General features: G+C 65.0%; 23 protein-coding genes. 14 read left to right on the plus strand and 9 right to left on the minus strand.

The window, feature by feature from the left end; all coding sequences use genetic code 11:
* Positions 1 to 106: 106 nt before the first annotated feature.
* Positions 107 to 814 carry a response regulator transcription factor gene (locus F812_RS0121100; RefSeq protein WP_020087976.1) on the minus strand — a complete coding sequence of 236 codons (708 nt, stop codon included), beginning with the start codon at positions 812 to 814 and terminating at the stop codon, positions 107 to 109.
* Between the two features lie 149 nt (positions 815 to 963).
* Between F812_RS0121100 and F812_RS0121105 the strand changes: the two genes are divergently transcribed.
* The 3 genes from F812_RS0121105 to F812_RS25800 all read left to right on the plus strand — a co-directional run bounded on the left by F812_RS0121105 (position 964) and on the right by F812_RS25800 (position 4,337).
* Positions 964 to 1,731, plus strand: coding sequence for a HugZ family pyridoxamine 5'-phosphate oxidase (locus tag F812_RS0121105; RefSeq protein ID WP_020087977.1), 768 nt, complete (start codon positions 964 to 966; stop codon positions 1,729 to 1,731).
* Between the two features lie 118 nt (positions 1,732 to 1,849).
* Positions 1,850 to 3,658, plus strand: coding sequence for a phosphoenolpyruvate carboxykinase (GTP) (locus F812_RS0121110; protein WP_020087978.1), 1,809 nt, complete (start codon positions 1,850 to 1,852; stop codon positions 3,656 to 3,658).
* Positions 3,659 to 3,941: 283 nt separating this feature from the next.
* Complete coding sequence (locus F812_RS25800; protein WP_020087979.1) at positions 3,942 to 4,337, plus strand: hypothetical protein; 396 nt, start codon at positions 3,942 to 3,944, stop codon at positions 4,335 to 4,337.
* A 15-nt stretch (positions 4,338 to 4,352) separates the two neighbouring features.
* Here the strand turns inward: F812_RS25800 and F812_RS0121120 are convergent, their stop codons facing one another.
* Positions 4,353 to 5,603, minus strand: coding sequence for an FAD-dependent oxidoreductase (locus tag F812_RS0121120; RefSeq protein ID WP_020087980.1), 1,251 nt, complete (start codon positions 5,601 to 5,603; stop codon positions 4,353 to 4,355).
* A 119-nt stretch (positions 5,604 to 5,722) separates the two neighbouring features.
* Positions 5,723 to 6,538, minus strand: coding sequence for a pentapeptide repeat-containing protein (locus tag F812_RS0121125; protein ID WP_020087981.1), 816 nt, complete (start codon positions 6,536 to 6,538; stop codon positions 5,723 to 5,725).
* A gap of 286 nt (positions 6,539 to 6,824) precedes the next feature.
* Here F812_RS0121125 and F812_RS0121130 point away from each other — a divergent pair, with 286 nt between their 5' ends.
* Complete coding sequence (locus F812_RS0121130) at positions 6,825 to 7,538, plus strand: peroxiredoxin family protein (protein ID WP_020087982.1); 714 nt, start codon at positions 6,825 to 6,827, stop codon at positions 7,536 to 7,538.
* 71 nt (positions 7,539 to 7,609) lie between these two features.
* Here the strand turns inward: F812_RS0121130 and prfH are convergent, their stop codons facing one another.
* Genes prfH through F812_RS27195 form a run of 3 tightly spaced genes read right to left on the minus strand, consistent with a single transcriptional unit; the run spans position 7,610 to position 9,519 of the window.
* On the minus strand, positions 7,610 to 8,266 hold the full coding sequence (prfH, locus tag F812_RS0121135) for a peptide chain release factor H (protein WP_020087983.1): 657 nt from the start codon (positions 8,264 to 8,266) through the stop codon (positions 7,610 to 7,612).
* Positions 8,256 to 9,428 (minus strand): RNA ligase RtcB family protein, encoded by a 1,173-nt coding sequence (locus F812_RS0121140; RefSeq protein ID WP_020087984.1) that lies wholly within the window; start codon positions 9,426 to 9,428, stop codon positions 8,256 to 8,258. Before F812_RS0121140 ends, prfH begins: the two co-directional genes overlap by 11 nt.
* Positions 9,397 to 9,519 (minus strand): hypothetical protein, encoded by a 123-nt coding sequence (locus F812_RS27195; protein WP_280647637.1) that lies wholly within the window; start codon positions 9,517 to 9,519, stop codon positions 9,397 to 9,399. The genes F812_RS0121140 and F812_RS27195 overlap by 32 nt, the downstream gene beginning before the upstream one ends.
* Before the next feature lie 162 nt (positions 9,520 to 9,681).
* Between F812_RS27195 and F812_RS0121150 the strand changes: the two genes are divergently transcribed.
* From F812_RS0121150 to F812_RS0121160, 3 genes are all read left to right on the plus strand, one after another.
* Positions 9,682 to 10,140 carry an Rrf2 family transcriptional regulator gene (locus F812_RS0121150; RefSeq protein ID WP_020087986.1) on the plus strand — a complete coding sequence of 153 codons (459 nt, stop codon included), beginning with the start codon at positions 9,682 to 9,684 and terminating at the stop codon, positions 10,138 to 10,140.
* Positions 10,133 to 11,053: an NAD(P)/FAD-dependent oxidoreductase gene (locus F812_RS0121155; protein ID WP_020087987.1), complete on the plus strand. Its 921-nt coding sequence runs from the start codon at positions 10,133 to 10,135 to the stop codon at positions 11,051 to 11,053. Before F812_RS0121150 ends, F812_RS0121155 begins: the two co-directional genes overlap by 8 nt.
* A 110-nt stretch (positions 11,054 to 11,163) precedes the next feature.
* Positions 11,164 to 12,114 (plus strand): HAD family hydrolase, encoded by a 951-nt coding sequence (locus F812_RS0121160; protein WP_020087988.1) that lies wholly within the window; start codon positions 11,164 to 11,166, stop codon positions 12,112 to 12,114.
* 249 nt (positions 12,115 to 12,363) lie between these two features.
* Here the strand turns inward: F812_RS0121160 and F812_RS0121165 are convergent, their stop codons facing one another.
* Together F812_RS0121165 and F812_RS0121170 are read right to left on the minus strand one after the other, a co-directional pair.
* Entirely contained in the window at positions 12,364 to 13,257 is an 894-nt protein-coding gene (locus tag F812_RS0121165; RefSeq protein ID WP_020087989.1) for a peptidoglycan-binding protein, read from the minus strand.
* A 232-nt stretch (positions 13,258 to 13,489) separates the two neighbouring features.
* Complete coding sequence (locus tag F812_RS0121170) at positions 13,490 to 13,858, minus strand: SH3 domain-containing protein (RefSeq protein ID WP_020087990.1); 369 nt, start codon at positions 13,856 to 13,858, stop codon at positions 13,490 to 13,492.
* Positions 13,859 to 14,071: 213 nt separating this feature from the next.
* Here F812_RS0121170 and F812_RS0121175 point away from each other — a divergent pair, with 213 nt between their 5' ends.
* From F812_RS0121175 to F812_RS24980, 6 genes are all read left to right on the plus strand, one after another.
* Positions 14,072 to 14,278 (plus strand): hypothetical protein, encoded by a 207-nt coding sequence (locus F812_RS0121175; RefSeq protein ID WP_020087991.1) that lies wholly within the window; start codon positions 14,072 to 14,074, stop codon positions 14,276 to 14,278.
* Positions 14,279 to 14,424: 146 nt separating this feature from the next.
* A complete protein-coding gene (locus F812_RS0121180) occupies positions 14,425 to 14,721 on the plus strand; it encodes a hypothetical protein (protein ID WP_020087992.1) in 297 nt (98 codons plus the stop codon).
* A 215-nt stretch (positions 14,722 to 14,936) separates the two neighbouring features.
* Entirely contained in the window at positions 14,937 to 15,026 is a 90-nt protein-coding gene (pqqA, locus tag F812_RS24970) for a pyrroloquinoline quinone precursor peptide PqqA (RefSeq protein ID WP_020087993.1), read from the plus strand.
* Between the two features lie 567 nt (positions 15,027 to 15,593).
* A complete protein-coding gene (gene pqqA, locus F812_RS24975; protein WP_020087993.1) occupies positions 15,594 to 15,683 on the plus strand; it encodes a pyrroloquinoline quinone precursor peptide PqqA in 90 nt (29 codons plus the stop codon).
* A 191-nt stretch (positions 15,684 to 15,874) separates the two neighbouring features.
* The gene (locus F812_RS0121195) at positions 15,875 to 16,312 is read left to right on the plus strand and encodes a GNAT family N-acetyltransferase (RefSeq protein ID WP_020087994.1); all 438 of its coding nucleotides are present in this window, start codon (positions 15,875 to 15,877) and stop codon (positions 16,310 to 16,312) included.
* Positions 16,313 to 16,420: 108 nt separating this feature from the next.
* Positions 16,421 to 17,476, plus strand: a complete 1,056-nt coding sequence (locus F812_RS24980; RefSeq protein WP_020087995.1) for an acyltransferase family protein — start codon at positions 16,421 to 16,423, stop codon at positions 17,474 to 17,476.
* Between the two features lie 21 nt (positions 17,477 to 17,497).
* Here F812_RS24980 and F812_RS25805 read toward each other — a convergent pair whose 3' ends face one another.
* Complete coding sequence (locus tag F812_RS25805) at positions 17,498 to 18,013, minus strand: hypothetical protein (RefSeq protein WP_156827592.1); 516 nt, start codon at positions 18,011 to 18,013, stop codon at positions 17,498 to 17,500.
* A 315-nt stretch (positions 18,014 to 18,328) separates the two neighbouring features.
* Between F812_RS25805 and F812_RS0121210 the strand changes: the two genes are divergently transcribed.
* On the plus strand, positions 18,329 to 21,103 hold the full coding sequence (locus F812_RS0121210; RefSeq protein ID WP_020087997.1) for a tetratricopeptide repeat protein: 2,775 nt from the start codon (positions 18,329 to 18,331) through the stop codon (positions 21,101 to 21,103).
* The last annotated feature ends 186 nt before the right edge of the window (positions 21,104 to 21,289 follow it).

A 21,289-nucleotide genomic window follows, 5' to 3' on the forward strand; every position in this document is an offset into this window, starting at 1 on the left:
ACCCTCCATTGCCGACCGAATGTCTCGATCAGCCCGGTTCACCACTTTTCCTGTAGCCCTCGCCCGTCCGGACGCGCATCCGGACACTTCGGGCGGTCCGGCCAGGCTACGCTTCCTTGAAGCGGTAGCCTACGCCATAAAGCGTCTCGATGACGTCGAAATCGTCGTCGACTTGCTTGAATTTCTTGCGCAACCGCTTGATATGGCTGTCGATCGTGCGGTCATCGACGTAGACCTGATCATCGTAAGCCGCGTCCATCAGCGCGTCGCGCGTCTTCACCACGCCCGGGCGGTGGGCGAGCGCCTGAAGGATCAGGAACTCGGTGACGGTGAGCGTGACCGGGCGGTTGTCCCAATGGCAGGTGTGGCGCTCCGGATCGAGCTTCAGCTTGCCGCGCTCCAGGATGTGGGCGACGGTCGGCTCCGGGGCCTGGCCATCCTTCGGCTGAAGGCGGCGGAGAATCGCCCGCACGCGCTCGACGATGAGGCGCTGCGAGAAGGGTTTGGCGATGTAGTCGTCCGCGCCCATTTTCAGGCCGAACAGCTCGTCAATCTCCTCGTCCTTCGAGGTCAGGAAGATGACGGGCATATCCGATTGCTGGCGGACGCGGCGCAGAAGCTCCATCCCGTCCATGCGGGGCATCTTGATGTCGAAGATGCCGAGATCGGCAGGATCTTCAGTGAGGGCCTCCAATGCGGAAGCTCCGTCGCTATAGGTCCGAACCTTGTAACCTTCAGCCTCGAGCGCCATACCAAGCGAGGTCAGAATGTTCCGCTCGTCATCGACCAGCGCAATCGTGCTTTTCTCTTTCATGTCCCGATTATCCTCGCGGCACCCTAAACCGTAGATGGCGCTTTATGGTCCCAAGGTGGATCAATTGTGGCAGGAACCTTCCTACGTGCCGACGTCTGAACCCAGTCTGAACGGCCCCTGGGCCCTGAAACAAACCAAGTGAGATCCTAATGGCAGCTCCCAACCCCGGCATCCCTCAGCAGCAAACTGCCGCACAGATTTCTCCAGGCGAGGCCACGCGCGTCCTGATGCGCTGCGCCCTCAAGGCTTCGCTCGCCACTCTCGAGACGTCGACGGGCCATCCTTACGCCTCGCTGGTGACAATCGCAACCGATGTGGACGGTACGCCGCTGTTCTTCATCTCAACCCTCGCTCTCCACACGAAAAATCTCCTGTCCGATAGCCGGGCGAGCCTCCTGTTCGACGGCACGGACGCCAGCGGAGACCCCCTTGCCGGGGGCCGCGTGACGGTCATGGGGCGGGCGGTCAAGACGCAGCGCGCCTCGGCGCGGGAGCGCTTCCTGGCCCGCCAGGACCATGCCCGGGCCTATGCCGATTTCCCGGACTTCGCGTTCTACGAGCTGGTCCCCGAGCGCGCGCATTTCATCGGCGGCTTCGGCCGCATCGTCGACCTCAAGCCGGATGACATTCTCGTGGATACGAAGGGGGCCGAGCCCCTCATCGCCGCCCACGCCGACATCGTCTCGCATATGAACGAGGATCACGCCGCGGCGGTCGAGCTCTATGCAACGGAGCTTGCCGGCGCGCCGAGCGGCCCCTGGCGGCTTACGGGCGTGGATCCCGGCGGCTTCGACATTGTCTGCGATGGATCAGCGTTGAGGCTTCCATTTTCCACTAAAGTCGAAACGCCAGACGGGGCACGGCAGGAATTCGTGCGTCTCGCAGCCTTGGCGCGTGACCGAAAGTCGAAGGCATAAGTACCCACCGCACGCTTGAAGGGGTAATATGGCGGGTGCTAGTTAGCACCCGCAGCAAGACCCTATTTTTTCAGTGATTGTGCAAGCTCTTCGGAGCTGCGCGCGCGGAGGGCTATTCATGAACGCGATGCCACCGGTCAAACCCGCAACCCAAAATCCTGCGGTTCTGGCCTTTGTGGACCAAGCGAGATCGCTGTTCAAACCCGAGCGCGTCGTCTGGTGCAACGGCAGCAAGGCCGAATACCAGCAGCTCCTCCACGCGATGGTGGCGACGGGCACCGCGCAGTGGCTCAATCCAGAAAAGAGACCCAACTCCGTCATCGTGCGCTCGGATCCTGCCGACGTCGCGCGGGTCGAGGACCAGACTTTCATCTGCTCGCTCTCCAAGGACGACGCAGGCCCGACCAACAACTGGGCGGACCCGGCAGAAATGAAGGCCACGCTCCAGGGCCTGTTCGACGGCGCCATGGTGGGCCGGGCCATGTATGTGGTTCCCTATTCAATGGGGCCCGTGGGCTCGCCCATCGCCCGCATCGGGATCATGGTGACCGACAGCGCCTATGCGGTCGCGAACATGCACATCATGACGCGCGTGGGAGATGCCGTGCTTGGCGCGCTCGGCTCCAGCACCGATTTCGTGCGCGGCCTGCATACGGTCGGCGTTCCGCTCAAGAAGCAGACCTGGGCCGACGAGCCCTGGCCCTGCAATACGACCAAGTACATCTGCCACTTCCCGGAGACCCGCGAGATCTGGTCGTTCGGCTCCGGCTACGGCGGAAACGCGCTTCTCGGAAAGAAATGCCATGCTCTTCGCATCGCCTCCGCCCAGGCGCGCGACGAGGGCTGGATGGCCGAGCACATGCTCATCCTGAAGCTCACCAATCCGGACGGGCGCTCGAAGTTCGTCGCGGCCGCCTTCCCGTCTGCCTGCGGCAAGACCAACCTCGCCATGCTCATCCCGACCATTCCGGGCTGGAAGGCCGAGACGATCGGCGACGACATCTGCTGGATGAAGTTCGGCAAGGACGGGCGGCTCCGGGCCATCAATCCCGAGACCGGCTTCTTCGGCGTCGCTCCCGGCACATCCAACGAGAGCAACCTCAATGCGATGCGCACGCTGGACGCCAATTGCATCTTCACCAACGTCGGCCTGACGGACGACAACGACATCTATTGGGAGCAGATGGGCGGCCAGCCCCCTGCGCACCTCACCGACTGGCTGCGCCGCTCCTGGTCCCCCAGCGCGGGCCGCACGGCGGCTCATCCCAACGCGCGCTTCACAGCGCCTGCCGCCCAGTGCCCCGTGATCGCCAAGGAATGGGACGACCCCGAGGGCGTGCCGATCGACGCCATCCTGTTCGGTGGACGGCGCGCAACGGTGGTGCCGCTCGTCTCCGAAGCGCTCTCCTGGCAACACGGCACGTTCCTCGGCTCCATTATGGCATCTGAGAAAACAGCGGCTGCCGCCGGCACGGTCGGCGAGCTTCGCCGCGACCCGATGGCGATGCTGCCGTTCTGCGGCTACCACATGGGCGACTACTTCCAGCACTGGCTCGACATGGGCGAGAAGGGCGGAAGCAAGATGCCGAAAATCTTCTACGTGAACTGGTTCCGGAAGAGCGCCGAAGGCAAGTTCCTGTGGCCCGGCTACGGCGAGAACAGCCGCATCCTCAAATGGATCTTCGAGCGGTGCGAGGGTACGGCGGACGCCGTGGAAACGCCGATCGGCAAACTGCCCGCGGAAGGCGCGCTCGACGTTCAGGGCCTCAAAGTCACGCCCGAGGCGATGGCGGAGCTGCTCAAAGTGGACCGCGACGGCTGGAAGGCGGAGCTCCCCTCGATCGGGGAGCATTTCGCCACCTTCGGAAGCAAGCTTCCGCGCGGCCTCTCGGACGAGCTCGCCGCGCTCGAGCAACGCCTCGGCTAATCACGACACCGTGCTCCAGCAGCGCGCCTCGGGTGCAAGCCCGGGGTTTGCCGCGCTTTGTTTCGCTCGCTACCGCAACGCGACGCATCGGCTATCGATCTCCCGCGTGAATCGTGGTCTATCGATTTGAGAAGGATCAAAAAGCGTCCTCACACGCGCTATAAATCAAGTGTACTGACGACCTTTCCTCCGGCTGTCGAGGCGAGCCGCGGCTCGATACTCACGAGAGTGGAGGGCGAATAGCGGGCCGGGCTCCGAGAGGCTGGGTCATGGGACAATCGCGATGCTGAACTGGCTTTCGAGGCTGTTCCTGCGACGCCATGAGGTCGCCCCTCGACGCCGCCCCGCGACGGCGAGCCCCGTTCGCGTCACCCACGACGACAAGACCATCACAGTCCGCGACGGTGCCGAGGTCTCGACGCTTGCCTGGGCGGACGTGGCGAGCGTCACGGTGCTCACCACCGACCTCGGACCATTCGAGATCGACCTTTTCTGGGTTCTCTCCGACCGGGACAATCGAAGCTTTCTCACCATCCCGATGGGGGCCGACGGGGAACATGCGCTTTTGCAGACCATGCAGGTGCGCCTCACGGGCTTCGACAACATGGCCGTGGTGGAGGCCATGAGCAGCACAGGCAACGGCGTGTTCCAGATCTGGCCGGCGGCCGAGCTCGTGTAAGAGCGCGGGAAGCGCTCAGGCGCGCGGCTTGGGGGAGCCGGCGGGCGCTTGCGCGGCGTGGAAGCTCTGCAGCGCGCTCTGCCACGTCTCACGGGCAATGTTGCGTGCCCAGCGGGCCAATCCCAGGGCCACGGACGCCCAGCGGCGCGCCCACCAGTATATCCCGGTGTCCGTCGCCATGCCCTTGGCGCTGGCGGCGAGCGCGCGGGATTTGCGATCGGAGCGGACTTTCGCGGCATCGTCGTAGAAGTCGGCGATCTTCTCGACGCCCATGCCGGGCGTTGTGAGCCAGGTGGAGACATAGCCGTTGCACAAGCGCTCGACGTCGATCATCGCCTTGCGCGCGCCGGTTCCGGTCGCGGGGCAGGCCGTGCCGAAGGCATCGCCGATCAGCACCACGCCCGGCTGGCGATAGTTGCTCGTGCCGTAGAAGTCGATGGGGCGAACCTTGACCGGGCCTGCCACGCGGAACGGTCCCGTGAGGCGCTCGAGGCGGGGCATGGTGGCCTTCAGCATGGCCTCGGGCGCGGCGCGGAACTCGCGCATCCACGGATCGTCGAGGTCACGGTAGACGAAGAAGTTCGCCCGCATACGCGTGCCGATGGGAAACAGCGTGATGTAGGAGACGCGGGAACGGGGATGCTCGCCGTAGTACGTTAGCGCGCGGAACGGGAAACTGCCTCCCTCCGCCGGCTCCAGGTCAAAGCCGAAGGTGATGGAATAGCACGGCTTGAAGTCGCAGCGCTCCATGCCGAGGGATTGGCGCAGGCTGTTGTTCAAGCCGCTAGCCATGATCACGAGCCGGGCGGTGAGGATCTCGCCCGAGGCGAGCGTCACCTTTTGCGTCTCGGGTCCGTTGGCGACGGCGGTGACCTTGCCGCGAATGAAGGTGACCTCCGGCGGAATCTCCGTGCGGATCGTGTTGACGAGGCGTCCGTAGTCGATGCCGAGCTGGTCGCTCGGGCGCTTCTCGACCAGATGGCCGAGGCGCGAAACCCAGGCGGTTCTATCGTGGGTGGCTGCGGCCAGGACCGCGGAGCCGATGCCAGCCTTATTCAGGATGTCGATCTGGTCGAAGTCGATCTTCTCGCAGCGGAACTCGTCCGGATAGGTCTCGTTCGGGTCGACGATCGCCACGGAATGGCCGGCGCGCGCCAACATCGTGGCGGCGATCGACCCCGCCAAACCCGCGCCGACGATTGCGACCTCGAACTCGCGCATCACCCACTCCAGACCGGAGACATCCTGGATTGCACCGGACTTCATCGGCCGGGATTGTCTGTGGCGTTGCGCTAAGTGCGAGTTAAGGATTGCGTTGCGCGCCGCTGTTCCTGGCGGGATGGCTAACAGCCCGTTAAAGGGGCCCCGGCGCTCTGGATGATCGCTCAGTTACGGAAGGCGCGGTCGAGGTTCTTGGCCCGATCCAGGTTCTTGGCCTTGCCAGCGTTCGCCATCGCGCCGATGCGGGCGTTGTTCACATCCGCTTCGTCGAAATCGGCGCCGTCCACGTTGGCGCCCGTAAAGTCCGTTCCGCCAAGTTCGCTGCCGGCGAGGGAGGCGCCCGTGAGGTCGGCGCCGTTGAGGTCGGTGAACTCGATCAACGCGCGGCGTAGGTTGGCATTCCGCAAGGATGCGCCTTCGAGGTTCGTGCCTTTGAAGGTGCCGCGCATGAGGCCCATGGACTGGTTCTTCTCGTCGGCCGAGAGATCGGCGCCGTCGAGCCTGGCGCCTTTCATGCTGGCCTTCGAGAAGTCACCCGCCACGCGGGCGCCGGTCAGATCCGCCCCATCGAGCTTTGCGCCGATGAGCTGGGTTCCGAACAGGCTCGCGCCCTTGAGATTGGCGCCGGTCCAATCGGAATTGAGCGCCCAGACCGAATCGAGGTTCACGCCCTCCAGGTTCGCCTTCGCGAGGGTCGCCCCCATCAGGCGCGCGGCCTGAAAATTCACGCGGCGCAGATCCATGCCCGAGAGGTCGAGCTTGTTCAGGGCCTTGCCGAAGAGGTTCAACGTCTCGCCCTCGGGCAGGCTGGCGAGGGCGGCCTCGATGTCGGCGCGGGTCATCTCGGCCTGAGTGAACTGGGGCGAGGAGAGATCGACCATGTCGATCATGCTCTGAGCGCGAAGCTGGGGCACGCCTATAGACGTGGTCAGCAGGACCGCTCCCGCGATCAGGCTTAAACAGGCGGCCTTCCCAAACATGCTCGCTCCCTTTGGCAAGAGTCTTGTCTGAGCCAGATGCTCACTATGATCCATTTCGACGATCGGGTCACGCGGCAGCGCGCGGGCGGGCGCGGGCCGCAAGGCAACCGGGGCCGCCGCATTGGCCGCACGCAAGGAACTTGAGTTTGCTCAAGTGGTTGGGCCAACCAGGGGCGTATTCCTCAAGCGGCGACCGGTCCCCCACTGACGTCTCGACCCATTTCCGGCTATGGTGGCGCCAGCCAGCCTACATGAACGCACAAATTTCGAGAGAGGATTGCCGTCGATGTTCGACCCCGAAAGCCCGCCCGAGCTTGAAACAGCCCATTGGCTCAACACCGAGGCGCCCCTCAAGCTCAAGGAGCAAAAGGGCAAGGTCGTCGTGGTGGCGGCGTTCCAGCAGCATTGTCCCGGCAGCGTGAAGCATGGCCTGCCGCAGGCTGCCCGCATCGCAGGTGCATTCAGCCCCGACGAGGTGGTGGTGATCGGCCTCAACACCCCGTTCGAAGAGACCGAAAAGCAGAACAAGGCAGCGCTCGAGAAATTCGTGGAAGAGCACGAGCTTCCGTTCGCCATCGCGCTCGACAAGACCAACGGCAAAAGCCTGCCGAAGACGATGGAAGCCTACGAGATCCAGGGTACGCCGACCGTGCTCGTGTTCGACCGTCAGGGCCGTCTGCGCCGCCACTACCTGGGCCAGGTGGACGATCTGCGTCTCGGCGCGGAGGTGATGGCGCTCGCCATTGAGGCACGCGACGCGCCGCGCGAGCAATCGATCGCGATCGAGCGCCGGCTGGCCGCGACGCTGGTCGACCCCAACGCGCACCATCACGCCGGCGGATGCGGATGCGGGCACGATCATTCCCATGATCATGGGCACGACCATCATGCCCATTCGCACGAGGGCGGCGGCTGCTGCGGCGGCCAGGGCCACGCGCACGATCATGACCACGACCATCAGCACGCCCAGGGCGGCTGCGGCTGCGGACACAATCACTGAACTCCGGCACTCGCACTCACTGACCCAGGCTCCCTTCTCCCCACCGGCTTCGATGAGGAGAAGGGATGTGCCTACTTGCGCTCCGTGAAGGATGGGCCTTCGAAGGTGCGAACGGGACGGCCGCGCTCCAGGGCATCGTGCTGGGCCCAGCGGTCGCGCTCGGCGTCCGCCTTCGCAGCGTTGGCACCCTCCGCCAGAAGCCCCGCGAGACGCGCGAGTGCGAGCTTCTTGTTCATGGCCTGAGAGCGCTCCTCGCGCGCCGTTGCGACAAGCCCGGTGGGGCGGTGCGTGGCCCGCACCGCGCTTTCGGTCTTGTTGACGTGCTGGCCGCCGGGGCCAGACGCGCGCATGGCCTCGAACACCACATCCGCGGGGCGAAGCGCCGTTGCTCCTGCGTCCGGCGGCGCGAGAAGCTCCACACCAACGAACCAGTTCTTGCGCTTGTGCCCTGGACGGACCAGCGACGGGCAGATCCAAAGCACGCTGCCGCGCGAACGATGGGCGAAGGCGCGGGCGCCCTCCCCTTGGAGCGAGAGCAGCGCGGAGAGGGCCGTGCCGCGCTCGCGGCCTTCGACGACGTCGAGCAGCACGCAGGCGAGCCCCTGCTTGCTGGCCTCCCTCTCCAGCACATCCGCCAGCCTGGCGACGGCGAGCTGGCATTCGGCGGGGCCGCGTCCCGACGTGATCTGAAGCCAGATGCGCTCGTGCTCCTTGCTGTCAGTCCTCATCGCGCGCCCTCCGCACCTTGTAGGTGAGCACCGGCCGGTAGACGGCAACGGTGGTGACGAGACCGGCCGCCTCCAGATCGGCGATCACCTGGGCGATGTCCTTGTAGGCTTGGGGTGCCTCGTCATAGAGCAGCTCGCGATCCTCGCAGATCACGCGGCCGCCGAGCTCCGTGCGTGCAAGGTCCTCCACGCGGTATTTGTGCGAAAGACGCGACTTGGCGTAGCCACGCTGCCAGCGCCGCCCGGCCCCGTGAGCGAGAGACCAGGCTGCCTTCTCGCCTTCGCCCGCGAGCGCCCGCACGAGATAGCTCGGCGTGCCGCGCGATCCCGGGATCATGAGTGCGCCCTGCTGCAGCGCCTCACGCGTGGACGCCGCGCCCTTGCGATGGAACCACGCCGGAGCACCCGCGAAGTCCTCGCGCGTCACCATGTTGTGGGCGACGTCCGAGATGCATCGCAGACCTGCACCGATCTCGCCCGCGAACCGGTGCGCGATCAGCGCGCGGTTGGCGCGGGCGAAGCGCATGGCGTGGTCATGCCGCGCGAGATAGTGCGCAGCCGCCTCGCTGTCCTCCTCGAGCGGGTTGGCGCCGTGACGCTCCAGCAGCTCGCGGAAGACGTCCTGGCCGAGGCCGCGGCTGCCCGAGTGGATCAGCAAGGCCGCGTCGGCCTTGTCGAGTCCGAGCGCCGCGAATGCCTCCGCATCACGGACCTCCTCCACCACCTGCAGCTCGGCAAAGTGGTTGCCGCCGCCGATGGTGCCGAGACCTGCATCCGCGAGGGATGGCGCGATGCCAAACTTGTCTCGCCAGGGGGTAAGATCGCCATCCCAGGGCGTTTCGAGCCCCGTGATCTTGCGCTCCAGACGGTCGAGCCTGAGCTTGCGGGCCGGAAGGTCCAGCGCCCAGAAGCTCATGCCGCAGCCGATGTCGTTGCCTGCGAGGGCCGGATAGAACACGCCACGCGAGACGAACGCGGCGCCGACGGCGATGCCCTTTCCGGGATGCAGATCCGGAAAGCCAGCCGCCAGCACCATGCCCGGAAGGCGTGCCGTGGTGTTCAGTTGCTCGAGGGCCGCGCCCTCGATCCAGGATTTGTCGGTGGTGAAAAGCCGGACGTCGCTCGGCGCGCTAGGCGTCGCGTCCGTGAGTGAATTGCCCATGGCAGTTGCTCAGGAGATAGAAGGTATCCATGCCCGCGATGAGGCCACCGCGGACGGCTGCTGTCAGCGTCTCGTTGGTGGCTCGGCGCATGGAGGTCTCCTTTCGGCAATTCGTATGGGCGGCGCTGATAGCTGCGAATTGCGCCGAAAACAAGCCGTTTCTCGCTCAAAGAGGCGTGAACGGCTGTTTCCCGCGGCACATCCACGGGACATGCTCTTGCAATTTTCGCCATCATGTAACATAACTAGTTACATGAAACAGGACAGCAAACTCTCGGGCGTTCTCCACGTCCTCCTGCACATGCTCTTCACGAAGGGGCCTGCCACATCCGAGCAACTCGCGAAGATGATGGAGACCAATCCCGTGGTCGTCCGCCGCGTAATGGCGGGGCTGCGCGAGCAGGGCTTCGTCGCCTCGGCAAAGGGCCACGGCGGTGGCTGGACCGTGGTGTGCGATCCGGCGGCCGTGACGCTCGCCGACATCTACAAGGCGGTCGGCGAGCCGCCTCTCGTCGCGCTCGGCCACCGCAGCGACAATCCCCAATGCCTTGTCGAGCAGGCGGTGAACCACGCGCTCGACACCACGTTCCGCGAGGTGGAGGCGCTGTTCCAGGCCAAGCTTGCCTCGGTGACGCTGGCCGATCTTTCCAAGGACTTCAACCGCCGCCTCCGCAAACACGGCCGGACTCACAAGGAGCATGCTCATGGATAAGAACCGCTGCGACGCGATCATCGTCGGCGGCAGCTTCGCGGGGCTTTCCGCCGCGATGCAGCTTGCGCGCGCGAACCGGGCTGTGTGCGTGATCGACACCGGCACGCCGCGCAACCGCTTCGCCGCTGCCTCGCACGGCTTCTTCGGGCAGGACGGAATGGCACCCGCCGAGATGCTGGCGACAGCGCGGGCCAAGGTCTCTGCCTATCCGAGCGTGCGCTTCGTCGACGGCGCAGCGGTGACTGCCGCAGCCGAAGAGACCGGCTTCGCGGTGACGCTGGCCGACGGGCGGCGGCTGCATTCGCGCAGGCTCGTGCTCGCGTTCGGGCTCGCCGACACGTTGCCGGACATACCGGGTGTCCAGGACCGCTGGGGTAAGACGGTGATCCATTGCCCCTACTGTCATGGCTTCGAATTCCTGGGCCAGCCGCTCGGCGTGCTGAGCGTGATGCCGCTTTCGACGCATCAGGCCCAACTCATTCCCGAATGGGGGCCGACGACGTTCTTTCTCAATGGCGGGGCGATGCCGGACAGCGAGACGCTCGCGAGCCTCGCTCAACGACGCGTCACCATCGAGCCTGCGCCCGTCACTGCGCTCGAAGGCGAGACGCCACGTCTCGACGGCGTCCGGCTCGCGGATGGGCGGCTGGTGCCGGTTTCCGCGCTCTACGTGGCGCCTCGCACCAGCTTCCAGAGCGACATCGCGCATCGACTGGGATGCGCCATCGAGGACGGTCCGCTCGGCCCTATCCTCACCACCGATGCCACCAAACGCACGAGCGTTCCCGGCGTCTTTGCGGCCGGCGACATCACGCGCGCCATGCACAATGCGACGCTGGCCTCGGCGGACGGCGTGATGGCCGGCGCCAGCGTACATCAGTCGCTCGTGTTCCCGACGGCCACCGCAGCCTGAGCGGCTGCTTCAAGTTGTGCATCAACCCTGTTCTCGGGAGCTTGCCGCCTTCAGCCCGCCACCCGAATCGGCGGAAAGTCTCCGTCACTAGATTGGGACAGGAGCCGGCGATGACCGAGCGCGCGACGGGGCGGCAGAGAGAGCGGGACGAGGATGTTCCCGCGCGCGAGAGCGCACCCTCCGGCAAGGCCAAGAAAAAGCCGAAAGCTGCGGGCTTCGACAAGAAGACCATCGCCCTCGTCTATGATTTCGACGGCACGCTCTCTCCGCGCCCGATGCAGGAATATTCGTTCCTGCCGCAGCTCGGCGTCGATCCGGCCGAGTTCTGGGCAGAGTGCGGACGTGTGGCGCGCGAACAGGGCGCCGATCCGCTCATCACCTACATGCACCTGATGTACAAAAAGGCGAAGGAGAAGGGCATCCGCATCGATCGCTCCGACCTCGTCAAGCAGGGGCGCGACGTGGAGCTCTTTCCCGGGGTGGAGGCATGGTTCGATGCCATCGCCGAGTACATCAAGATCCGCGCGGAGAGCCACGGCGTGAAGCTGCGCCACTATCTCGTCTCCTCCGGCCTCACCGAGATCGTCGAGGGCACGAAGATCCGCAAGCACTTCCACAACGTGTTCGCGTCCGAATACTGGTTCGACGCCTATGAGCTGCCGTATCCGAAGCGCGTGATCACGGACACCGGCAAGACGCAGTATCTCTTCCGCATCAACAAGGGCATCGAGGACCTGGGCGAGAGCATCAATTCGCACATGCCCGAGGACCAGCGGCCGATCCCGTTCCGCAACATGATCTATTTCGGCGACGGCGACACGGACGTTCCCTCCATGGCGCTCATGAGGAAGAGCGGCGGACACGCGATCGCGGTGCATCCGGATGGCAAGGCGCCCGAGAAGTGCGTGGAGCTGTTCCGGGCGGGCCGCGTGGACTTCTATGCCGCCGCCGACTACCGCCGCGGGTCCGATCTCTTCAAGCGCACGTGCCTGCTCCTCGACCGCATCCTCGCCGACATCCGCGTGCAGGAGGAGGTTTGGGAAGTGGGTCATAACGCATAAACAGCGTGAGATCCGCGCTGAATACATAGGTGCTCTGCGAGATACCACTCCGTCACCCCGACGTAGGTCGGGGTCCAGATGCGCCAGACGGAGCATTCAACCGAGGATTTCTGAACTTTGATGTGTCTGGACTCCGGCCTTCGCCGGAGTGACGTTTTTTGTTGCGCGCTCGTATTGCACGATACCGGCCGCTCGAAAGGCGAGCCGGCATCATATGCTAGGTCGCGCAGACCCCAAGAACCGCGCCGATCAAAACAGCTTGTTGAGGCTGCGTTGAATTTGGCGGAAGCCTTTGGACACGGAGCGCGCGAGCGAGGGTTGCTTCTTGTATCGGCGGGACGTGCGGCGGCGCTCGGGCGGCGAGGCTTTGTAATGCGTCGTTGCGGCGGCCGTTCCTGCAGCGGCCAGTGCTGCCGCCTCGCCTGTGCCGAGCGTGTCGCTCCCAGGCTCGGGCTCAACCGCCGCGGTCTCGACGGAGGAGGCTGCGTCGGACGGCTGCCTCTCCTCCACCGAATAGCGACGATCCTCGCTCCGGAACTTCGGAATGGAGGCTTCGGTCTCGACCGGCGCGCGCGTCACATCGCGCTGCTCGTCAGCACGGCGTTGCTCGATGCTCGCGGTTTCCGTTCTGCGCTCGCGGCCGCGTCTTTTTTCCTCCGCTCCGGCCGACGCACCGTCCGAGCATGATGTGGTGTTGTGCGTTTCGAGAAGAACGAGGAGCACGCTGTCCGGGCGGTCGACAGGGAGGCGCGCGTTCACCAGGGTCGTGAACTCGGCCATCGCCTTGCGCGTCGGCACGCTCCAGACGCCGTTGACAGGCCCCTGATAGCATCCGGCGCGCTTCAACTCGGTCTGCACGGCGCGCGTCACCGATACGGCATCATCGAAGCGCATGGCGGACGCGCTGCCCGGCGACGACGGGCGCATGGCGGGCTCGGGAGCAGGCGGTGTCAGCGCGACGGGTGTAAAAACGGGGCCGTTCACGACGACCGCATCGGCGGGGACATCATCGGCTCCGCGCATCACGCCATAGAGCACCGCGAGCATGGCCAGCGCCACGCCTCCGGCTGCCACCAATGCGGGCACGCTCAACGCGGCTTTTGCCGCAACGTGCTGCCGAAGAGCCTCGAAATCAAAACGCATCACCACCCCACCACGCGATCAGCCTGCCGCTCAGGCATCGCCTATGCTCTCACTCCATCCCCGTTCGTCCCGCACGGCGAAGAGGATAGCACACGTGGAGGACAACGCGGGACTGCGCGTATCGTTTCTCCTCCGCGCAGTTGCAGGCGTGTGGCGCTTGTTTCGCGCATTCGTGGGCTTGTGCTCAGAAGGGCGCAAGCTCGCGAGCCGAGATGACGCGCGCAGCGTGGGGTTATTTGTCTGGACGCAGGAAGCGCGAAGCGACCCAGCCCTGCCGGCCCTTGTAGTCAACGCGGCACCATTCGAGCTTGGCGTTGGCGCGCTCGTCGGCCGTCATCGTCATCCAGCGGTCGAGGCTCGGCTCGGGCTTCAGGCATCCGAGCCCTTTCAATCCGCGCGTCTTCGGCGGGATATCGGCCAGGATCCGGCTGTCGCCGTGCGGCACGTCGCGCATGTGCAGCGTGTCGTTGTCGGCAACGCCCGTCACCGCCCAGTACTGAGGCGGATCATCGGCGGATGCCGGCAGCGGGTGGCAGAGCGCGATCAGAAGAGCGGACGCGGTGAGAATGCCGGCTCCGCGGCGGATGTTTGGAGTGTCCATTGTTCCCCCAATGGTTCCTTTGTTCCGCACGCGGGCAGATGGGCCGAAAAATTGGACCTCGCTGTGGCGGCGGACGGCGCGGGAAGGCCCCTCGCCTCTTGCGGCGGCATGGGGGACATCCCTATCTCCGGATAAGCACTTGGAGACGCTCTGGTTCCACGTGAGCGCGCCTGGTGCGGTTCGGGATGTCGCGCTTCTTCTCGGGAGACCCCCATGGCCTTTGAAGACGTCAAAGCGGAGATCGGGCTTCTGCTCACACAGATGCAAAACGAGCCGGAGGACAGCCACGAGCTTTACCTTCAGCTCAAGGAGCGGCTCAACGAGCTCAAGGCCTACGGTCTGCCGATCCCGGAAGACCTGAAGGATCTCGCGGCCTCGCTGGAATCGGATTTCGAGGAGGACCGCGGCAGCGCCGCCTGAGACGCCGCGCCGTCTTTCGCAGGGCCCGCCAAGCGGCCAATCTGGTGATCCTCGACTTCGCGCCGTGTGCGCTGGAGCCCCAAGGGCTTCAGCTCTGCGAAGGCGTGCCCGCCAATTGACCCCGCCCACCGAACGGACAGCCAGGAATGACCGACGATATCGATCGTGAGGATGTATTGCGGGGCGGAGAGGTGCTTCGCTTGGCGACGCTGGCCGTCGGCAGCATCCAGATCATTGGCTTTCTGCTGTTCGCGCACTTGAAGCTGCAATCGCTCGATCCGCTCGGCTCGTCAGCTGACGAGAGCATGGGCATCGCAATCGCGCTTCCGCTGCTCCTCTTCACGATTCCGGGCCTGCTGCTGGCCTGGCTCGGCCGTGCACCGAGGATCGCCCATGCCCTCGTATGGCTGGCGCTTCCCGTGGCAGGCGTGCTGTGGGCTTGAAGGCTCCGCTTTTCTGATCAACATTCAGTCAGTTGATATCACTTCTATTTTTTGCCTATTTCCGCGATAAGAATATCTTTTCTATCCGATAAAATTACCTGATGTACAGATCACGAACTTGCGATTTGTCGTTATCAGGGGGTGCGACTATATATGCCCTAGATCTAGACGGGCTGGCGGCCCGCTGGTCATTGGATCCCTAAGGAGGAATTGCCATGAAGACCTGGATGAAGCCCTCGGTTCGCGAGCAGGAAGTCGGCCTCGAGGTTACCTCGTATCTGCCGGCTGAGATCGACATCATCTAAGTCGATCGGCTTTTTGTCGAATTAGACGGCGGTCGCCAAAGCGGCCGCCGTTTTTATTTTGTGTCATTACTTTGTGTCATTGCGTTCATACGCTGACGGGTTTTTTAATCGGATCTTCATATCCGCCCGCTCCGGTTTTCGGCGGACCTCCCGCTTCTGTTTTTCGGGCTGCTTTGCGCGGAAATTAGATCGCGCCTTCTCTTCTCGCATGAGGGGCATCACACGGGCACCGCTTCCCTTCACATGTGCGTGTTCCCGCGCGTGGCGGCTGCCGACAACCCCGCGATTTTAGGCGCTTCGCACGCCCTCTTTCCTCTGCCGCGCTCCCCACCTATCGCGGACTTCACTCGCTCCCAGACAGCCTTTTTCCGCGTTTTTCTCGCCTGCTGCGGAGGTTTCACGCGTGTTTCGTGACACGCATTCGAGGCCGAAACTGGTACACAGTAGCATCAGCCTGCCTGATAGAACGCGAATGAAAATACGATTGGAAATCAGGCGGTCACCTGCCTATTTAATACCCGTGCGCAGACGCATCTCGTCTCGCATGTTTTTAAGGAGGAACTACCCATGAAGACTTGGATGAAGCCGTCGGTTCGCGAGCAGGAAGTTGGCCTCGAGGTCACTTCGTACCTGCCGGCCGAGATCGATATCATCTAATATCGATCGTCTTTCGGTCTTTAGCGCGGCGGCCGCTGTTCAGCGGCCGTCGCGCTTCTTTTTTGGGCACGCGATCGCATAAGCCTGCACACTGACCTTTAGAGGTGTAGACCATAATTCATCTCTTCGGCTGGTCAGGAGGGGAGCAGACCGGTAACTATGTGGCGTTCACAAAAAGGACCCCTCCGCCCGTGCTAATCCGAGACGCTGTTCCGAGCGACGAACCCTCTTGGCGCCAGCTTTGGGCCGGCTACCTGGCCTTCTACGAGTCCGAGCTGCCAGACGAGGTGACAGCCAAGACCTGGGAGCGGCTGATCCGCCGCCAGGACGGGCTGTTCTGCCGGGTTGCCGAGACATCGGGCGAGGTGTGCGGCTTCAGCCTTTCGGTGCTCCATGCGGGCACCTGGACGACCGACCCCGTCTGCTATCTCGAAGATCTCTTCGTCGCGCCCGAGCGGCGGGGGCGCGGTATCGGCGAAGCGCTGATCCGCGATCTCGTCACAACGGCCAAGGCCAAGGGCTGGTCGCGCCTCTACTGGCACACGCGGACTTCGAACGCGGCGGCGCGCAGCGTTTACGATCGCTTTACGCTCGCGGACGATTTCGTCCGCTACAGGCTCATTTTCTAACTCTCCCGGCGCTAGGGTCCGGCGACCCGGAACGCGTCTTGCTTTGCTCCTCAGCATCAGCCGTCGTGTGCCGCACTGGTACGGGCCGCTCCCCAATCGAGGCGCAAAATGACACGTTCAGAGAAGAGTTCCGAAGCCCGTCTGGCTTGGGTCGATGTGGCGAAAGGCCTTTGCATCATCCTCGTCGTGATGATGCACGCCACGCTCGGCGTCGAAAAAGCCATCGGCTCGGAAACGAGCCTTCATGCCTTCATCGACTGGGCGCGGCCGTTCCGGATGCCGGACTTCTTTCTGATCTCGGGCCTGTTCCTCGCTGCCCGCATCGATCGTCCGTGGCGCAGCTACCTCGACACCAAGGTCGTGCATTTCGCCTATTTCTACGTGCTGTGGCTCACCATCCAGTTCGCGCTCAAGGCGCCGGGCATGGTGCAGGAGAGCGGCGCGACGGCGACGCTTCAGGACTACCTCGCGAGCTACCTCATCCCCTTCGGCACGCTTTGGTTCATCTATCTCCTGATGGTCTACTTCGTGGTCGCAAAGCTCCTGCGCCCCGTGCCCAAGTGGATCGTGCTGGCGGTCGCGGCGCTGTTGCACGTGGCAGCGCCCGAGAGCGGCGTGTTCATCGTCGACGAGTTCTCGAACCGCTTCGTGTTCTTCTATTCGGGCTACGCGCTCGCGCCCTTTATCCTGTCGTTCGCAGACAGGCTGCGCGCAGTTCCGGCGGCCGCAATGGCGCTTGGCCTCGTCGTGTGGGCCGCGTTCAACGCTGTGGGCGTCACCTCAGGCGTCGCGCTCGTGCACGGTCCGGATCTCGTGTTCTCCTACATCGGCATCGGTGCGGTGATCGCGTTCAGCGTGCTCGCCACGCAGCGTACGGCCGGCGACGTTCTGGCCTACTGCGGGCGCAATTCGATTGCCGTCTACCTCGCCTTCACCGTGTTCATGGGACCGGTGCGGATCGTGCTTCTGAAGCTCACCGGCGGCGAAGCGGCTGCGGCCATCGCACTTCTCTCGGCGCTTGCCGGAATCGTGGGGGCGCTGGCGCTGCAGTGGGCCGTCAAGGGCACGTGGGCGGGCTTCCTGTTCACGCGGCCAGACGCGTTCCGCCTCACGCCGCGCCGCGAGCCACTGCGTGAGCCGCAGGCCCAGCCGACCGCAGCCTAAGGATCGGACCGGGGTGCCGCTTCAGAGCGGCATCTCCGGCTCCTTCTTGGCCTCGCGCTCCAGGCGGTCGATGCGCTCCTTGAACTTCTTGACCATGCCTTCGACGTAGTCGAACAGCTTGTCCACGTCGCGCTCGTTCGGGACAGGCAAATCGCCCGGAGGGGCCGGCACCGCTTCCGCGTGAGGCTCGCCCGCCTCCGGCTCTTTTACGGAAGGGCCGCCGAGGGCGCCGTCGCGCAGGCGTTTTTCCGCTTCGAGCGCCCGCTTCTCACCCTCCAATTCCTCCACGCGCTTCTTCAAGGCGCTCTCGGTCTCGGGCATCTCCTTGCAGGACCACTCGCCCTCCTTGCCGGCGCAGAACGACATGGCGCCGGTCTCGCGATCGAGGCGAATGACGCCGCCTTCGGTGGGAGACATCGTGTAGCGGCCGGACTCGTTTCCGGCCGCCCAGGCGGGCGCGGCAAGGACGACGGCGAGCGAGCCCAGAAGCCACGGGCGGCGGCCATGGTTACAGCCGCGACGAGACATATTGCTCACGGAAATTCTCCATTCGTTACATGGCAGGCTTTGGCTCAAGCATAGCAGCCGTTTGTGACCGCGTCCGCGCCGTCGCCCCCTAGGCCAACGAATCACTTCGCACGCCACGGGGGCGCTTCGCCCTGCCAACACCCTCATTTAATGGCCGATTTCCTGGCTCCAAGAGGGACTTAACTGAACATTTACTGACGGCTGAGACCTTCACACTGTTCGGGTTTCTGCTTGTGCCTCGTCTGACCCTTCTCGCACGCTTCAGCCCGGCAAGACGGGGCGGTTTTTGATCCGCCTTCGACTCCCTCAAGGGAACGGCCGGCCGTGGGCGCCGCATTCACCGTGGGGATCGTGATGTTGCATACAGAACAACAGAAATGGCCAGCCTCTCAGGGGGCCTACGGCTATTCTGGAATGCCAGGCGGCCCCAACCGGCTCGTGCATGAGCTTGCGCGCGAGATCGAGGAGACACAGCGGCGCCAGGGCGAGACCATCGCCAGCATCGTCGAGCGGCTTCGCGCGCTGGATCTGCGCCGCCCCGACCAGACGCATCCGGCCGGCGAAGAGCCCTGGGATGCGGCCAGCGCCGAAGCGCTGATGCGGACCTACGAGACCGACGCAGCATCTCAGCACGCTGCCGCGACAGAGGCCCAGGACCGCCAGGATTGGCTCGGCCACCGCTTCTACGACATCGCCGATCGCATCAAGCGCACGCTGGCCGACCTCAAGCCCGGCAGCACCATGATGCTGCTGGAAGAGCGCCTCGATCAGTTCCAGAAGCACATCAGCTCGGCGCTGGAAGACGTGGTGCGCCGCTCGGATCTCGACGGACTGCGGCTCATCGAGACCCATATCAGCTTTCTCGGCGACAAGCTCGACGAGCTGGATCGCCACGTGGCACGCATCGACGGCATCGAAGCCGATGTGCGCAGCGTGATGGAGCAGGTGTCGGACGAGCGCATCGCGAAGCTGCTCGACTACGACACGCGCTTTGCCGCCGACATCGAAGCGGTGGCCGTGCGCGCCGCCGAGGAAGTGCACGCGCGTCTTGGCCAGGATGGCGAGCGCGCAAGCGCGGAGGCCGCGCGCCATCAGGAGCTGCGCGACCTGATCGAGGCTTCGATCCAGGACCGGCGCCAGGCGGAAGCCGCGGCGACGTCTCTGGTGACCGGCCTTTCGGGACGCGTCAACGCGCAGGCGGACCGCTACGACGAGCTCAAGGTGCTTCTGGAACAGGCGATCCAGGAGCAGCGCCAGAACGAGCAGACCGCGTTCGGTATGCTCGACACGCTGCAGCAGGCGATGGTGCGCATCCTCGACCGGATGGATTCGCTCGAGCAGCAGGGCCATCCCGCGACCACCGCGCCGTGGCCCGTGGCCGAGCCTGCCGCCGAGACGCAGATGTTCGCCTCGTTCAACGACGAGCCCGCCCGGCGGTATGCGGCGGCTCCGGCCCCTGCCGACATTGCGCCTGCCGACTTTTCCGCCAGCCGCTTCCAGGATCGCTTCCACGATCAAGGTGAGGCGGCCGATCCCATGCTGGTCGCGCCCGTCGAAGTGCCTTCGGTCTTCGCCGCTCCTGCCGACGCCGACGTGTCCGCATCCACCGACGAGGCGGCATCGCCCGTCGATCGCCTACGCCGCGACTTCATCGCGGACGCACGCCGCGCCAAGCTCAAGGCGGCGGCCAACCGGGCCGAGGCGATCGCCGAGAAGACTGAGGTTTCGCGCCGCCCAGCCGCCGAGCCCGCCCGCGCAGCTCTCGCCCAGGCCGCCCGCCTGCCGTTCGCCGCAGGCGCGGGCCGCCTGTTCGGCGCTTCTCCCAAGCTCCTCGCGGCCGCGCTGGCCTTCGTCGTCGCCATCAACGGCGGCATCCTTCTGCTCAACCGGAAGAGCAGCCCGCCGCCTGCGCCGCAGATCACGATCCAGCCCGAGGGTATCGGCGCCGAGCCGGAGGCCCCGGCGGCCAGCGGCTCCGAGGCAGCGCCTCAGCAGACGCCGGAGCCCGCTCCGAATACGGCCCCGCGCTCCGATCTCACGGACGACGAGACCGGCTTTGCGCAGTTCGTGCCGCCGGCCGCGACGGCTGAACCACAGCAGGCCGACCCCACCGGCAGCTCGGCGCTTACGCCCTACGGCTTCATGGACGACGTGCTCGATCCGCCCGCGCTCGAAACCAGCGGCGCGCCGGCCTCGCCTCCGCGCGGCATGACGATTGCCGGTGCCAACGGCGCCGTGCCGGATGCCATGGTGGCGGACGTCTATCAGCAGCAGGTGCTGGCGAGCCTTTCCGGCAAGCTCGGCACGATCGCTGCGGCACAGTCGCCGGACGCGCTGCTTCCGGAGCAGAGCGGCCGCGTCGAGACGGCCTACACCGAGCCCGCAAGCACGCCGGATACGGTGGATGGCGCACAGCGCTCGAGCGCGCTCGACCTGCCGCCTGCAACGGTTGGGCCGCTTTCGCTTCGTCTCGCGGCTGCAAACGGCGATGCTTCGGCGGAATTCGAAGTTGCCGCACGCCTTGCCGAGGGCAAGGGAACCTCGCAGGACTTTGCAGAAGCGCTGCGCTGGTATCAGCGCTCGGCCACGAAAGGCTTCGCGCAGGCTCAGTATCGCCTGGGAACGCTCTATGAGCGCGGCCTCGGCGTGACGAAGGACATCGGACGCGCGCGCATCTGGTACAGCCGCGCCGCCGAGCAGGGCAACGTCAAGTCGATGCACAATCTCGCTGTGCTTGCTGCAGGCGGCGAGCAGGGCGAGCCCGACTACACCACTGCCACGCAGTGGTTCACAAAGGCTGCCTCACACGGCCTCTCCGACAGCCAGTACAATCTCGGCGTTCTGCTCGAGAACGGTCTCGGCGTGAAGGCCGACCGGGTCGAAGCCTACAAGTGGTATGCGCTCGCGGCGAAGAACGGCGATACGGATGCGAAAGCCCGCCGTGACGAGCTCAAGGGCACGCTGAGCGCGAGCGACCTCGCCATCGCCGAGAGCCTCGTCTCGTCGTTCAAGGCACAGACACCCGTTCCGCTGGCCAACGATGCCCGCGCGGCCGGTGAAGACTGGAAGAAGCGCGTGAACAACGACGCGAACGGTTAAGATTTCCGGCGGGGCGCGTTGCCCCGCCCGAAATCCGTCAATCGCCGGCGCATCTTGCGGGCCACTGCGCACTGGCACTCGCGGCAAAGGTTCAATACGATGATGCGGCGGGGCCGCACATGTCCTCGCGCCGTTCCAGGGCGGGCGGACGGTGCCATGCCGTTCTCCATCCCTCCGGGATGGCTG

This window comes from Hyphomicrobium zavarzinii ATCC 27496, assembly GCF_000383415.1.
GTDB classification, from domain to species: domain Bacteria; phylum Pseudomonadota; class Alphaproteobacteria; order Rhizobiales; family Hyphomicrobiaceae; genus Hyphomicrobium_C; species Hyphomicrobium_C zavarzinii.